This is a genomic window from Alteromonas sp. DYW1, from assembly GCF_059752595.1.
On record NZ_CM186038.1, the window covers coordinates 2,797,406 to 2,812,296 of the forward strand.

The following is a 14,891-nucleotide window of genomic DNA, read 5'->3' on the forward strand; positions in this document are numbered from 1 at the left end:
GATAAACCGAGCATATAGACAGAAAAACAATGAAAATGCAGTTTGAGAAAATGAAAAATAAGTGGATAAAGCAAGTGCTTTTGTTGAGCGTTGTTGCATCTGTATCAGCATGTTCAGTTGTACGTGAATATGATTTAACTCCGCAACAGTTAAATGTTAAGGACAAACAAAATCTCGGCAACAAGCAAGGATCGGAAGCAAGTGATTCAGTCAACGGGAGCGGTGAAACTCGAATCACTCGTTCACTCCCGCAGCCACCGCAAGGAAATTTAACTAACACCGCTCTAAGTTTTGAAGAAACGATGAACTTAGAAGGAACAGAAATTGCCGTAAATATAGCCGGATTACCTTTACCTGAATTCATCAATGAAATCCTAAGTAATCAAATGGGCCTTTCGTACCATTTAGACCCTCGACTTGAAGATAAAAAGGATTTGGTAACGTTAAATATCGAAAAGCCACTAAAACCAAATGAAATGTATCGAACGGTGCAAACTGTGTTACAAGCCTACGGCGTCGCTTTACGTAACGATGAGGGCCTTGTGCGCGTCGAGTTTTCTCCTTCAGGAGCAAGCACTGAGCCTCCAATCCTAGTCAGTGGCGCGGCTCTCCCAACTGTGCCGGCAACACACCGTCCAGTATTTTATTTGATGGACTTAAATGTTGTACAAGCTCAAAGAGCCGTTGGTTGGCTAGCTCAAGCTTTTGAAGGACAAAAAGCAAAGTTCAGTTCAGACCCAGAACGGAATGCTGTGTGGCTCAGAGGTTCCCTGGATATCGTCAAGCAAGCGGCAGAGGTAGTAAAACTAGTTGACCAACCATTGATGCGCGGTCGACACAGTATGCGAATAGAGCCTCGTTATTTGGGGGCTGATACGCTTTCAAATCGTTTGACTCAAATGCTGCAAGCTCAAGGTTATTTCGCTCAACAAGGAAAACCAGGCTCGGTTAGCCTTTTCACTATCGAAGAAACTAACAGCATTATTGTTTTCGCAAATGATAAAAATGTATTGAATTATGTTGAAAATTGGGTTCGCGATCTTGACCAACCCCTCAAGCAGACTAAAGGGGACAGTGTTTTTTACTATGAAGTTAAGAACACGTCCGCACAGGAAGTGGCCGATGCAATTAATGAGCTACTGTCGTCTAGTCGAAATGCCACCACATCAAATAATAGTGATACAGCAAATTCACTTACAGCATCAAACCGGGGACAACTGGTTGTAGATTTGGGAAGAAATGCTCTTTTGTTCTATGGGTCTAATACCGACTGGGTTACGATGCTACCCGCGATTGAACAGCTTGATAAGCGTCCCTTGCAAGTTCTCATTGAGGTCATCGTTGCGGAAGTAACATTAAGCGATAGCTTTTCATTTGGTGTTGACTGGGCAATAAATAACGTGGGTTCAGACCTTTTCGGTGGAGCCTCACCTGAATCAATCGCAATTTCTGGTGGTGCACTAACCTTTTATCCGATAAGTTCATCTGGCTATACGCGTGCCGTGCTGGAGATGCTTGCCACTGATAGCAAGGTGAATATTTTACAAACCCCTCGAATATTGGTTAGAAGCGGACAAGAAGCAACCATAAACGTGGGTAATGAAGTGCCTATTATATCCTCTACACAGAGCAGCCAAGAAGGCGGCGCAATAACCCAAGAAGTTCAATATAGAAGTACTGGTAACAGCTTATCAGTTAAGCCCGTTATTTACGCTGGCGGCGAAGTCGACCTTTCGTTGACACAAGAGCTTAGCTCGTCGATCCCCGACAGCACCAATAATACAGGATCTCCTACAATCTTTACTCGCCGCGTATCCACATCCTTGAGTATTCAAGACGGAGGCTCTGTACTCGTAGGCGGACTTATTGATAACAGTGAAAATGAATCAGAAAGCAAAGTTCCTTTTCTCGGTGATCTTCCATTTCTAGGCAAACTGTTTACCACAACGTCAAAATCAACATCACGTACAGAATTAATGATTCTTATTGCACCTTACGTAGTAAGCAGTGCAGATGATGCAAATGCCGTTACGGATGCATTTAAAGAGCAGTTAACCCTGCATAACTAATACTCAGTAGTAGAAATTAACCAAGACATTTAAAAGGAGATACAATGCGGATTATTGCCTTACTTTTACTAAGTTTCTCTGTAGCTGTTTTCGCATCAGATGGCGGTGCAGAATCGGCCAACGCACAAGATTCACAGAAACGTGAAATCGTACTCGATGGTCACCTCTCAACAGTGCAATTGATGGAGCAATTTGAAGCCATCCAGGCACAAGGCATTGACACAAACCTACCGTACAAATGGGAATTTAGATTTACCGCAAAAGTGATGTCGAATTTAGAAAACTTTGCGCAGATGGCCCATGCCATGGATTTTTGGCCTGTCGCGTTGGAAAGTGACGTAAACGGGGATAAATACTGGTTGTATATTCAGAAAACTCATCAGTACACCAAAAGTGAATTTGTTGATGAAGTAACAACCCTATTTAAGATGGCAGATTATGGAAATCTAGACAGTTTTGACGGTTTTAGTATTGATAAGCCGGATACTACAGCTGCTAATTAGACGCCCGTTAACTTAAATACAAAATAGCAAGCCACAAGTGCTCAACTGCGTTTGTGGCTTTTTTAATGTAATACCTAAATGTATCCCCACTCTCGCATAAAATCCCCACACAATGCTTCTACGGCAGTCACATCCTCTTGCGCATAGACTTTAGCAGTCGAATCATTGCGAATAGCGCTAAACACACTTTTTGGAATCTTATCGCTATTAATTATCCTTGAAATAAGAGTCATTGTAGCTTCTGGGCTTGCTATCAAATCCTCGTAACGGATAACGTGAATTCTATCTTTGTCTCGCCTGATCATTTCTGCCAAATAATTGAGGTATAATGCTCGCTTTACGGGTAAATAAGATTCCTGACGAATGGAATTCAGCAGCCGATGTTGAACAGCATCTAAAAGGAGATCATCCTGATTAACAAATGGAATGACATTGAAATCCACGTCACGAAGATGATCGAAACTCTTGCGCCAAGAAGTTATAACATCCAGAGGATGTCGAACCATTACAATCTTCGGCATGTTGGGCAAGGCATCGCACAAAGTTCTTAAGCGCGAGATGAATGCCAGAGGGTTTTTAACCGCCAGTGGAAAATCCGTGCGCGTTACGGTTGGCAAGTAATGTCGTCTAACATCATTAAAGCGCGTATCTTCAATGACTTCGCCCGCTTCATTTACCTTATTGTTTATCCCCTTTCCCAATAAAATATCCGTTCTGATTTTTCGGTACAATAGTTCTAACTCAAGTCCTTCTGAGTCATTATGTAAAGCAGTAAAAATCTCTTGTGGTTCATTAATAACAATCGTGTTCGGCACTTTATGCAATAAATTACAGAGCAAACTAGTGCCTGAACGCGGCAATCCAGTGATCAAAAAATCCGATGAATCAATCGTAGACTTTGATTTCGCTTTAAAAAAAGGCAAGCGAACCCTTACATTCGTTTGATTGGCATCGCTGGCATGCCGTTTAGCCCTGACTAATATGGGTTTCCAATTATCATGTTGATTGAGCAATTCATTGACTGCCGGATACTGATTACAAATGTGCAGTACTAGTTCACTCAAAAGCTTCTCTTGCGCGACCACCTCAGGGGAGTGGTAATGGCAAAGTTTGGGTTTACTTGTCGCCTTAATACATTTCAAATGTGCAGGGTAATTGAAAGGTTCAGATAATACCTCAAACGAATAGCCTAACGCTTTTGCGGCCACGGGCAAGGCGACCTGATCTAGCCAAGGTCTTTTGTGCTGAATATCGTCGCACGCGTCTATTTTCTTTGCAACTGACAGCCATTTTGCTGAAAACGCTTCGCCATCTTTTACTGCGACTACACCAGCATTAAAATAAGGGAGCATGAGTTGCTTCGATACCGTTGATAATACTCGATATTGCGGAATCTCCACTCCACCAAAACCGTATGCCAACTTCCACTGATTTATGCTTCCCTCGTAGGTGTTTAAATCGGCGGGCTTTGCCTTTAATCCATCGGTATTTAATTCAGCATGCGTGATAGGCCCTAAACATAATATATCGCTGTCCATGAACACTGTAACCGGGGCCTTAGTCTTTACTCCTATAGCGGCAAGCTTGTTGCCAATTGGATAATCTTCACCGAAAGGAGACTCAATAACCACTTTTCTGACGGCCAGCGTGTCCAAAATCATCTGTGTTTCGGAAGACAAATTTCCCCATACATTTGGATCTGGAATTGCGGCAACCAGGTCTAAATCTTCTAATCCTGCGTTCTTACGAAGAGAGGCTGCAAGTAATGTTCCTTTCAACTCCAACTCACCGGCCTGACACACGAAAACAACACACAATTTGTCAGTCATAAAACCTCTTAGCGGCACTGCAATCGAGCGCGCATAAACGTCCGTCAAAAATCATAGCCAAAATACTCCAGATCTTCCGCGAATCTTTTCTCAACGATCACTCTCATCTCTTTGTTGTAGTACTTTCGGTAATCAACATGTTTTGATGTGTTCACGTGCGGTATCGGTGTATAGGGAATTTCTTTTAGACTGCAAAGATTTTTAACATCTTGAGGCAATCTTTCAAAGCGGCCGATAAAATCTGCGCCAATCGTGCCATCAGCTCTCTTTAAATAATCTATCTGGTTGTACATAAACGGCTTCCAACCTGATCGATCAGTTGCATCCGCACAATACATGATGAATTCTTCAAACGATGATGAATGGCTCAATACATATTGCCATATCTTGTTGTAGTCAGGATTAATGATTTTTTCTTCTTCACTCAATAACTTACCGGTCTCAGTGATCATGCTGTACCAAGAAACTAGTCGGTCGAAAGGATTGCGCACAAACCCAACTTTAGTTACGCGATCAAATTCCTCTCCTAGAACGTCTTCTGCAAAACGAAGAGGATCATGAGGACGCAGAAATTCTTGTAGATCATTGAGTTCGCTTTTTAAAAAGCGTGTCAAACTCGTGCCCGCAGTCTTTTGAATATGAACGAATAATAGTGAATGGTTATGACTGAGCAGCATATGGAATGTGTTTTTGAATGAGTAGGGACTTGTTTTTATTATGATATGTTATCAAATGTCTTGAGCAAACGCTTGAGTGAATTTTTTAGGGGCATCTTCCACAAAGCTTACAGCTGATATTAGTGGAGCTCGTTAAAAATCAAAAAGAAGGCAAGTTTAAATTTTGCCAAACCCTATTTTCCGTATTGAATACAATATTATACTTTCAGGACTTACTTCCAATTGTCAGAATAGGCTCCACTAGCACCCCACAATCCATCCCAAATGCCGCATAACATAAACTTGATACGTTCTCTTCTTCTAGACTGCAATATACTATTAGCGAAAAAACGAATAGGTAATACACATAAATTTCGTACTTTCCAATAATTGGGTACATAGCCTCTGCGCAGCAAAAGAAATATGTTCCTGAACTGGTAATACAGCCTTACCGGTGAACCGACTTTATATGTCACGCCAGCAAACTTACTGCGTGCATCTCCTAAACGGTGAACCATTTCTACTTTCTCGGCAATGGCCACTAGCAAATTTTGCTCTTTCGCACGCCAACACCACTCATGATCAACGCCATCAATAAACAAAGATTCGTCTTTGAGACCGATACGCTCAACCTTAGATAGATCAATCATCATACCCGAAGAGATTATCTGGGTGACACACACCAATTCATCATATCGGGCGACTTCTCGTTGCACTCTAGGTCGAACAGTCTTTTCTGAAAAAGAACAGATGATACGTGGTCCTACCGCGACTAATGGACGGTCTCGATGCCTAGAGGCAACCAATAATGAGGATAAACGAAATGCGAGATCTTCGTTTATTTCGCTGTCTTGATCCAACAACATGGCAAATTCACATCCAGCCGTTATCAGATCACGCAATCCCACGTTATGAGCCGCAGCAACGCCAATATTATTAGAAAAATGATGGTAATGAATATTGTCCAAATCGAGGTCAATAGGTGTTGCCGACGGTGAGTTATCTATGATGGATACTACGTCTACCTGTTGACTTACCGAACGCAACAAACGCGCAGTTTGCGCCATATCAGGCTTGTATAAAACAACGGCAGCACCAATCAATTTTTATCTCACTTATTTAAAAAGTAACGATCGATTTTGTATGCCAGCTTAATTAACTTCGCCGGCATGAGTCGTAACAGTATAACAGCGCATGCGTAAAAGACATTGAAAAACGTTCTACTTCTCAATGCCTTCATAGCGTAAAAACGCGCTTTAAACTCGTTCATCGACTTACTGAAACCTCGGCGTTTATAAAAATCATTGACGCGTCGGAATTTAAGTAATGCATCGGGAAGATTGCCAAATTTGAAGCCCTCGGCGCACAATTCAATCCATAAAAAATAGTCCTGCGTATTTTTCAACTCAGGTCTATACCGATATCCCTTTGCAAAAACATCCATCCGCACAGCTACCGTTGGGTGATTTAATGCGCAACGTCTTGGTAACACTTTTTTGATCTGAGCGTGATCCAACGGAAGTTGACGTTGCCCAACGACGCGTCCATTCTCATTGATTTCGACTAAGGAACTACCGAGAATCGATACATCTTGGTGTTCTTTCAGAAAGTAAACTTGTTTACTTAACCTATTCAACTCTGAAATATCATCAGCATCCATCCTGAAAAAGTATTTCACACTTGGAACATTAGCGAGCGTAAAATCAATAACATGATTCATGCATTGACTAAGTCCCACATTTTGCTCTCCCCTGAATAGGATTAAGTTTTCATTTTGTGCCCTAATGCGTTCTAGGTAGTCAAACATAGAGGAATCGATAGCACCATCAACAACAATAGCGAATAAAAAATCGCGATAATCTTGATGGAGAATACTGTCAACCGCCCGGGATACCCAATCGAGCCGATCCTCGGCATACACTGCCATTGCGACTACTGACTCAACCTGAAACGACAATTCAGCAGCACCGCTGATTGTATAAGAATTACTCAATTACAGACTACACCTTACGCTCTCGTTGCTTGTATAAAAAACACAACAACGACAGCCAAATATTAATCGCGCAAGTATAGCAAAATTAAAGGTTGAATATACTAAAGAATCGCGCATTAAAAGCGTGACAAAATGTGACGCTATTTGTCGCGAAAGTTTATTCTTTTATAGCAAAGTTTTCTTGCCGAAGTGTTAGGTTTGGGTTGTAGGCTGGATCCGCTTCTATGTAGCCAGACCATTGTTGCTTTAGATAACTAAGCTCTCGTTCAAATCGAGCGCGCTTCTCGGGCGTATTCTCTGAACCTCTGGAAATCGATTCATAATGATATAGCTCAGCCTCAGCACAATAAATGTTGCGCCGACCTAAAGATGCAACCTTCAAGCACAAATCCACATCATTAAACGCGACAGCTAAAGCCTGTTCGTTAAATCCACTCACTTTGTCAAAGTCGGATTTTTTAACTAACAAGCAAGCAGCCGTTACAGCACTATAGGCATGTGTACAAATCAGACGATTAAGATACCCTGCATGGTAATCAGGAAAATACTTGTGCGCATGTCCAGCCCCTCCGCCATAACCTAACACTACACCTGCATGCTGGATACGTCGATTCGGATAATAAAGCTTCGCGCCAACACACCCTATTCCATCGCGCATAACATGCATAACCATATGCGATAACCAATCTGGCGAAATCACTTCAATATCATTATTGACGAACGCCAAAATGCAGCCCTTGGCGTGCTCAACTGCGAAGTTATTTATCGCGGAATAATTGAATTCAAATGGATACTCGATGACGCGCACTTTTGCTTCATATTTTTGTAACCACTGAAAATATTGGATCGATTCTAATTCGTCAGATTGATTGTCAATTAATAGTATTTCATAGTTACTATAGGTAGTTTTATCGATAATTGATTGAATACACATTGCAACCAATGCTCGAGCATTCCTTGTTGGAATAACAATAGAAACTAGAGGTGAAATATCCAATGGCCATTGCACAATAGCGGTCTTTGAAGTGGCGCTCTCTGAAAGTTTTACAGGCCAGTGTAATTCATCATATGCACTTGGTGCATATTGTCCCCAAGCCTTGTCATATAAGCTTTTTCTATGCAACAGACTTAGCGCAACATGGCCAACTTGTGCTGTAGGTAGATTAAAACTCAATTGCGCCATCCATAGTGCTAAACACAACGGATGTTTATGCTCTAAAGCGAATTCAACTAAATCAGATTGCAACCTTGGATCTAGCACACAAAAGCCCGAATCAATGTACCCACTAGACAACTGTAAATCAGGGTCCCATTGAGGGTAACACTCAGGGTCACCTCTAGTTCCGTCGGCTAGAACACAATCGGTGTCACAGGTCACTACGCTTAACTGAGATTGCGCTTTGTTCACAAATGCTTTAACAGCATGCTTATGCAAACACTCACCACTGCGAAGTACCACCAAAGGTGAACCCGACGCAAATTCATCACAGCTTTGTAACATCCTAGTTTTATCAGTAGTAGATGCTATATCCAGTATAACGCGCTCGTCGGCATTTATTACAAATACAGTATTGATATCATTGTTTGATTGTAACGCTTGCAGACTCTCAGATGGATTACCAACTTGGGAAACCAATAACAATACATTGGCCTGATAAGTGTGGCTTGTATCTACTGCTAATGCCTCTAAATGGCGCTGTTGAGTGACAATTAGCTTTTTATACCGAGCATTAAGCTTTTTAGGCGGCAACATACCATAGAACAGATGTGACCTGTGTAACGCTTTTGAATACAGTTCGAGCAACCAGTGCTGGTTTCTAAGGCCCTTTCGCAACGTTTCAGGCAAACTATGCAGTATTTTCCTGAATGCCAACAAAAAGAAACGTAAGATACTACGTAAACTAATTTTCATCGTGAAGCGACTTAACGTCTTAACTCATTGATCGTAGCAAAAAATATTCGTCCGATACCAAATCCAAGAATGTTCAATACGAAAAACAATGAAATGTTATAAAGCCTATCAGGATAAAGGGCTTCCTCTGGTAATGTTGGCGATTCAACCGTCACCAAATATTTCAATTGTCGATATGCTTCAATACGAGACTTTTCTAATGACACTTGGGAAGACGCATACGCTTGTAACGCTAACTCAAGGTCAATTTTAAATTCACTGAATTTTGCCAATAACTGACTCACACTTAAGTTTTGTTCTTCATCAGGGAAAGACGGATCTTGACTCGATTGTTGAGTCAAACGGGCCCGTTCAGTACTTAACTGCTCTTCCAAGCTATTGATTTCAGCTTGGGTTTGAACAACCATAGGCGCTTCTGAGCTCATACTTGAACGTAACAATCTTAATTGAGTTTGTTTAGCCGCAAGTTGAGCTTCGATATTATAAGCAATTTCCTGAAAAGCCATACCTTCAGCTTCTGGATTCAACAAATTATGACGACGTTGAAACGCTAACAATTTCGTTTTTGTATCGCGGAGCCGTTTATCAACTACTGCATGCTCTTGCTGAATAAAAGACAACTGTTCTTTTGCTAAGTTGTGGCCAATTTCATTAATAAACCATTCCGCCCTATCAACAATGGCATTTGATACTTGGTGAGCAAATTCAGCCTCAAATGCTTGAACATTCACACTGATCACCTGAGAAGTTTCATCAATTTTAACTTCTACATGAGATATATAGTACTCCAATAACTCTTCTTTTGTGGGATCCGAATCTAACCGGCTAAAAATATCATAGCGACCGTCAGAGTAATGCTCAACAAGAGATAATGATGTCTCCAAATGCTGCAACATATCATTTGAATGAATAAACGCCTTTACGAGTTCGGTATCGGAGCCTCCGGAGCTAACACCTAAGCCGGTTAACAGAGCAAACGAAGTATCCAGAGTAGTCGATGAATCAGGCTCTTTAACTATTAATTTGCTTTGACTTACAAAACGGTCCGACGCCCAGAAAACTTGATAAAATGTAAAAACTACGAATGGGACCAATACAAAAGCAACAAAGGGCTTTCTCATCCATCGATTCATCGAAGACTTATCAGTTGGTAAAGATAATACTGTCATGCTTAAAGCGCCTGATATCGTTCAATCCCGCTCTCGAGATCGTGGTAAAAAGTTAACTTTCCTTCATGCAATACAATTGCACTGTCGCAAAACTGCCTTAATTCATTCATTTGGTGACTGACCATAATCACATTGGCATGGCCGCTGACTTCAATGAGAGCCTCTTTAGCTCGCTTTCTGAAAGTCGCATCTCCAACAGAGGTAACTTCATCTATTAAATAAACGTCAAAATCAATACCAATAGAACAGGCGAACGCTAACCTTGAGCGCATACCGCTGGAGTAATCCTTTACCCTCAAATCAAAATGTATGCCTAATTCAGAGAATGCCAATACTCTGTCTTCGTATAGCGTTAAGTTTTCTACACCATTCACCCGTGCAATAAAACGTGCATTTTCTCTCCCCGTCATCTGCGGATGGATACCAGTAGCCAGAGCTACAGGCCAAGATAAACTCAGGTCTGTGCGAATACTGCCTGAATTGGGGTATTCACTGCCGGCAATCAATCTGAATAGAGTCGATTTACCAGCACCATTGGCACCTAAAATAGCTATATTGTGGCCAGTAGGTATATCAAAACTAAGATCTTTAAAAATATACTGGTTCCCAAGCGGGCCTGAGTAATACTTAGTAACCTTATCTAAACGAATCATCGACTGATCGCCTGTTTCCATGAAACAAAATAGACCGCCAAAGATATAAATAATGTAAATAGCACGATGGCAAACAGGAATAACAAGCTTACGCCTTCGTTACCGTAACTATTGGCTAAAGCGTATCGACTCAATTCAATGGCATGCAGAATTGGATTCCAGGTAAGGTAGAACCAGAACTCCTGAGGAATATCCTGCAATGAAAAAAAGGTACCTGAAATAAAAAAAAGTGGCCGTGACGCCAAATCCCGTATTTTACCCACTTCTTCGACATATAGCTCAACGATACCTGAGAGCAGGCCGAGGGCCCCCGCGAGTCCAATTAGTAACATTAAACACGTAATAAAAAGCAATCCGTCATTAACAGTAATTTTAATACCAAGAAAATACATAATCATCAGAATACTGATAAGCGAAAAGACTTTAACAAGAAACTCAAATAACATCGCGGCTACGACTGCACTGATGGGCTGTACCTGCCTAAATGCAAACAAGGCTTTGTTTTTCTTTATGGAGTTTGCACAAGAACTTAGCGTCTTAAGAAAACTCTGAATATACAATACCCCTATCGCCATAAAGGTAAAAGTCGGCAAAGTATGAGTTAATGGACCATTTATGATTTCACGGATGAAAGCAAGGACCGAAATAAACACAACAGGATTAACGATCGCCCAGCTCATACCGAACCGGTCATTAAATCCGGTTCGTATTTCTCTTACAAAAAGCGCAAAGATGACATCACGCCATATCGCCCATTTGCTTCGCTGCTGCAGTGTTACAGTTGCCAAAATTAGTTAACGTCTCTAATCGAGTGCCACATTGGCTGTTACCGCAATTTGATACAAGATCTGCGTGATATCTTTAACGCTTTGCATAATTTTGCTATCTACTTTGGGCAGCACCAAAATCTGGTCACCGGGCCGCAATGCGAATTCATCATTATCAGAGAACCAATAACCACTCTCATCAATTGATACGAATCGACTAAGTCCATTTGCTCTCACTACGACAATCTGGTCCGTATCGGCACGCTCGGTAAATCCAGCTGCCCAAGCAATATAATCAGCAATTTGTGCCTTTTCATTATAAACCAAGGCCTGAGGCATAAGCACTTCACCAGACACTTGAATCAGGTCTGTATTTTCTGGAATTACGATTTCATCACCTTGTTCGAGGCGAATATTCGCAACACTTTCATTGTCAGCCACAATGACCTTACCCAAAGGCTCTACTTTTCTGGCACGCTCAATAAATTGTGAGACTAACTGTGCTTCTCTTGAGCGAATGAGTGCCTCACCATCACTTGAGGCTGGCGCCGTAAATATACTGCGCTCAAGTCGTTGTAGTGATTGTTCAATCAAATACTTCTGTTGCTCCACTACACTCTCGCGCTTGATGTAAACATTCTTGTAATTAGCAGAGTTCGGGTCTACGGCTATGTAACTTAACAAATCAACCAACCGCGTACCTTTTTTCAACGTATAAAATGAGGGACCTTCGTAACTCCCTGAAATTTGAACGCTAATCACTTTAGGACGGATATCATCGTTAAACAGCACTACATCGCCATCTTCAACAATAAAATCTTGAAACTCTTCAAATGGAACATACACCGATATGGGACCTTGTGAACGATTCCCGGTAATTGCAACGTGCGTCGTTTTATTCAACGGCCTTGAGTAATGAATTAGGTCACTGCCAGCACGCTTTTCTGGTTTGAGTTCGAAACGAAATGGGTAACGCGCTGCCCCTTCTACCGTTATCATAGGCCCTTGCTCAGACACAAAGACTACGTCATTATCTTTAAACGAAAAGTCTGGTAGCTTTCCTTCTTTCAAGAATTCATAAACGTCGTAACTGATAACAGCTTCGCCATCTCGTAATACAGAGACATTTCTGTAGCTCCCCCGATAAGGATCTATTCCTCCAGCTTGATTTAAAAAGAATAAAACTGAGTCAGACGCCAATCCCGCGTACTGCCCTGGTCTCTTGACGGGACCAGCCACATAAACACTAACTGGCGTTGCCGTGAGCAAATTAATATAAACGTTCACATTATTTGGATATATCCGCTTAATGCTTTTAGTCACTACAGCGTTTAGATTTGCTGCGGGTACGTTACCAACAACTATTGGGCCAACATCCGGTACAAAGATATTCCCTTGATTATCAACCGTCACCACTTGTGACCGAACTACCGCTCCCCACATTTGAATAGCGATTTTGTCCCCGGGCGCTATTCGGTATTGACTATTCAGACCATCACTTCTTTCAGCCACATACCCACCACGAAACAAATCACTACCAAAAGACTTCGGAAGCCCTTTCTCCTCTTCCGAAACACTTTGTTCATGTGGCGCTATGTTAGTGGGGTTTCTTCCTATATTGCGGCCATCAGACTGAATATATTGTGAGAGGTCAACTTGCTGAGATTGTGCCGCCATTTGAGCTTGTAACAACTGCTGCTGAGTCAAATCTTGTGCGCAGACGGCTTGAACTGCACACATACTCAGAACAATAATTCTGAAAGCCATTTCAGCCAAGTTCATCTGTATGCTCTTCATTCGCTTTCGCCCCTTTCAACGGTATGAATATCAGACAGTACAGAAGGAACAGCAAACCAGTTACCATCCTCAGCTTTACAAAAGAGCTCTTTTTTACTGACACTGGTTAGAAAGCGACAATAGTTACCACGCGCAGAATAAAAAACCGGCGATAAGACAGCATTTTCATCACCTACAGCGATTACCTGATTTGCCGAGGCCTTTTCTAAAGTTGCATTAAGAGAAGAGGTTAAACGCACTTCAATGCTCTGATTCGAGGTGTCAACAAGTGGTAGCTGAGCGTTGGGCTGCTTAGTTGAGGAGCAGGCAATCAGCATCGATGCACACCCCAGCGTTGCGATTAGTCTAATCATAAACCCTGATTTTTTAGTACTTTGGCGGTTATGATACCGCTAAATCTGGCACATGCAATCTTACGAATAGATGTGCGTCCTTATGCGCTCTTATTCCGCCTGATGAAGCGTAATATCGTCCAAATATTCTGTAGAATTGCACTATAGATGACCAATAATGCAATAAAGCTCCAAAACATCACATATTCCGGTACATGATACAGTTCGCCGAGAATACCAACCGTAGCGAAAACCACACCTAACATGAGTATCATGCCCAGCGCTCGACGCGACGATAACCCTGCCCGCATGAATATGAAATGTAGATGCTGTCTGTCAGGTCTCAGAACAGATTGTCCCTTTTTCGCGCGGCGATACATAATCGCAGCCATATCCATTAATGGTAATCCAATAATCCATACAGCAGTGATTGGGCGCATTGCGGCATCGTGTCCTTGAGTGAAATCAACCATAAGCCACACGATAGTCAAACCGACAAACATGCTCCCACTGTCGCCCATATAAATCTTATTACCTTTAAAGCCTTTCCAGCTGAGATTAAATGCAAGAAATGGTACTAATGCGGCAACTATCAGCATTGGGGCCATTATGGCTTGCCCTTTTCCGCCTGCAACCAGTAAGAATACAACTGCCAGCAAAACTATTAAACTAATACCACCAACGGAACCATCGATCCCATCAATCATATTAAATGCATTGATCACCCCAACCACACAAATGAGGGTAAAAAAGTACCCTGCCCAGTCAAAACTAATATCCCCAGTTCCTAAAATATTGCCAAGTGATGTGATGTAGTTTTGTGCCGCTAGGACCATAATTGCCGCAACACAAAATTGACATATCAAACGCCCTTTAGGGCTTAGGTCGAATTTATCGTCCAGCATACCTAACAGCACAATAAAAAATGAGGCAGTAAAAAACCATGAACCGTTCTTGATCCAAACGTCAGTGAGAATACTCGCGATGAGTACTGCACCAAACACTGCAACCCCGCCGGTTAAAGGGATAACACCTGCGTGCTGTTTACGAGAAGTAGGGTGGTCAACTAAGCCCAATTGATGTGCGAAGGGGGTCATTAAAATAAGAAGAATTACCGCGACAAAAAATGCAGTAAAAAGTGGAAAAAATTCCAAATATGCAAACATAAAATCTATTGTCCCTTGCGGTTACTCTTGTGCCTAACTAGCCCC

General features: G+C 41.9%; 13 protein-coding genes. 2 read left to right on the forward strand and 11 right to left on the reverse strand.

What is annotated here, in order from left to right:
- Positions 1-29: 29 nt before the first annotated feature.
- Together AC121Z_RS12550 and AC121Z_RS12555 are read left to right on the forward strand one after the other, a co-directional pair.
- Entirely contained in the window at positions 30-2,069 is a 2,040-nt protein-coding gene (locus tag AC121Z_RS12550) for a secretin GspD/PilQ domain-containing protein (RefSeq protein WP_498124362.1), read from the forward strand.
- A 44-nt stretch (positions 2,070-2,113) separates the two neighbouring features.
- The gene (locus AC121Z_RS12555) at positions 2,114-2,572 is read left to right on the forward strand and encodes a ribonuclease E inhibitor RraB (protein WP_498124363.1); all 459 of its coding nucleotides are present in this window, start codon (positions 2,114-2,116) and stop codon (positions 2,570-2,572) included.
- Positions 2,573-2,646: 74 nt separating this feature from the next.
- Here the strand turns inward: AC121Z_RS12555 and AC121Z_RS12560 are convergent, their stop codons facing one another.
- The 11 genes from AC121Z_RS12560 to wecA all read right to left on the reverse strand — a co-directional run bounded on the left by AC121Z_RS12560 (position 2,647) and on the right by wecA (position 14,846).
- Positions 2,647-4,401, reverse strand: coding sequence for a sulfotransferase family protein (locus tag AC121Z_RS12560; protein WP_498124364.1), 1,755 nt, complete (start codon positions 4,399-4,401; stop codon positions 2,647-2,649).
- 44 nt (positions 4,402-4,445) lie between these two features.
- Entirely contained in the window at positions 4,446-5,078 is a 633-nt protein-coding gene (locus tag AC121Z_RS12565) for a sulfotransferase family 2 domain-containing protein (RefSeq protein ID WP_498124365.1), read from the reverse strand.
- A gap of 212 nt (positions 5,079-5,290) precedes the next feature.
- Complete coding sequence (locus tag AC121Z_RS12570) at positions 5,291-6,124, reverse strand: glycosyltransferase family 2 protein (protein ID WP_498124366.1); 834 nt, start codon at positions 6,122-6,124, stop codon at positions 5,291-5,293.
- Positions 6,125-6,168: 44 nt separating this feature from the next.
- Positions 6,169-7,050, reverse strand: coding sequence for a glycosyltransferase (locus AC121Z_RS12575; protein WP_498124367.1), 882 nt, complete (start codon positions 7,048-7,050; stop codon positions 6,169-6,171).
- 157 nt (positions 7,051-7,207) lie between these two features.
- Positions 7,208-8,803: a glycosyltransferase family 2 protein gene (locus AC121Z_RS12580; protein WP_498124368.1), complete on the reverse strand. Its 1,596-nt coding sequence runs from the start codon at positions 8,801-8,803 to the stop codon at positions 7,208-7,210.
- Positions 8,804-8,973: 170 nt separating this feature from the next.
- Complete coding sequence (locus AC121Z_RS12585; RefSeq protein WP_498124369.1) at positions 8,974-10,131, reverse strand: KpsE/RkpR family capsule polysaccharide export protein; 1,158 nt, start codon at positions 10,129-10,131, stop codon at positions 8,974-8,976.
- A gap of 2 nt (positions 10,132-10,133) precedes the next feature.
- Positions 10,134-10,784 (reverse strand): ABC transporter ATP-binding protein, encoded by a 651-nt coding sequence (locus AC121Z_RS12590; protein ID WP_498128246.1) that lies wholly within the window; start codon positions 10,782-10,784, stop codon positions 10,134-10,136.
- Positions 10,781-11,572, reverse strand: coding sequence for an ABC transporter permease (locus AC121Z_RS12595; protein ID WP_498124370.1), 792 nt, complete (start codon positions 11,570-11,572; stop codon positions 10,781-10,783). Before AC121Z_RS12595 ends, AC121Z_RS12590 begins: the two co-directional genes overlap by 4 nt.
- A 15-nt stretch (positions 11,573-11,587) precedes the next feature.
- Entirely contained in the window at positions 11,588-13,348 is a 1,761-nt protein-coding gene (locus AC121Z_RS12600; protein ID WP_498124371.1) for a polysaccharide biosynthesis/export family protein, read from the reverse strand.
- A complete protein-coding gene (locus AC121Z_RS12605) occupies positions 13,345-13,701 on the reverse strand; it encodes a hypothetical protein (RefSeq protein WP_498124372.1) in 357 nt (118 codons plus the stop codon). The genes AC121Z_RS12600 and AC121Z_RS12605 overlap by 4 nt, the downstream gene beginning before the upstream one ends.
- A gap of 80 nt (positions 13,702-13,781) precedes the next feature.
- Positions 13,782-14,846 (reverse strand): UDP-N-acetylglucosamine--undecaprenyl-phosphate N-acetylglucosaminephosphotransferase, encoded by a 1,065-nt coding sequence (wecA, locus tag AC121Z_RS12610; RefSeq protein WP_498124373.1) that lies wholly within the window; start codon positions 14,844-14,846, stop codon positions 13,782-13,784.
- Between the last annotated feature and the right edge of the window lie 45 nt (positions 14,847-14,891).

Bases quoted from the DNA above. Each gene is read 5' to 3' on its own strand.
- AC121Z_RS12550 (WP_498124362.1), top strand. From the start codon at position 30: ATGAAAATGCAGTTTGAGAAAATGAAAAATAAGTGGATAAAGCAAGTG.
- AC121Z_RS12555 (WP_498124363.1), top strand. From the start codon at position 2,114: ATGCGGATTATTGCCTTACTTTTACTAAGTTTCTCTGTAGCTGTTTTC.
- AC121Z_RS12560 (WP_498124364.1), bottom strand. From the start codon at position 4,401: ATGACTGACAAATTGTGTGTTGTTTTCGTGTGTCAGGCCGGTGAGTTG.
- AC121Z_RS12565 (WP_498124365.1), bottom strand. From the start codon at position 5,078: ATGCTGCTCAGTCATAACCATTCACTATTATTCGTTCATATTCAAAAG.
- AC121Z_RS12570 (WP_498124366.1), bottom strand. From the start codon at position 6,124: ATGGCGCAAACTGCGCGTTTGTTGCGTTCGGTAAGTCAACAGGTAGAC.
- AC121Z_RS12580 (WP_498124368.1), bottom strand. From the start codon at position 8,803: ATGTTGCCGCCTAAAAAGCTTAATGCTCGGTATAAAAAGCTAATTGTC.
- AC121Z_RS12585 (WP_498124369.1), bottom strand. From the start codon at position 10,131: ATGACAGTATTATCTTTACCAACTGATAAGTCTTCGATGAATCGATGG.
- AC121Z_RS12590 (WP_498128246.1), bottom strand. From the start codon at position 10,784: ATGATTCGTTTAGATAAGGTTACTAAGTATTACTCAGGCCCGCTTGGG.
- AC121Z_RS12600 (WP_498124371.1), bottom strand. From the start codon at position 13,348: ATGAAGAGCATACAGATGAACTTGGCTGAAATGGCTTTCAGAATTATT.
- AC121Z_RS12605 (WP_498124372.1), bottom strand. From the start codon at position 13,701: ATGATTAGACTAATCGCAACGCTGGGGTGTGCATCGATGCTGATTGCC.
- wecA (WP_498124373.1), bottom strand. From the start codon at position 14,846: ATGTTTGCATATTTGGAATTTTTTCCACTTTTTACTGCATTTTTTGTC.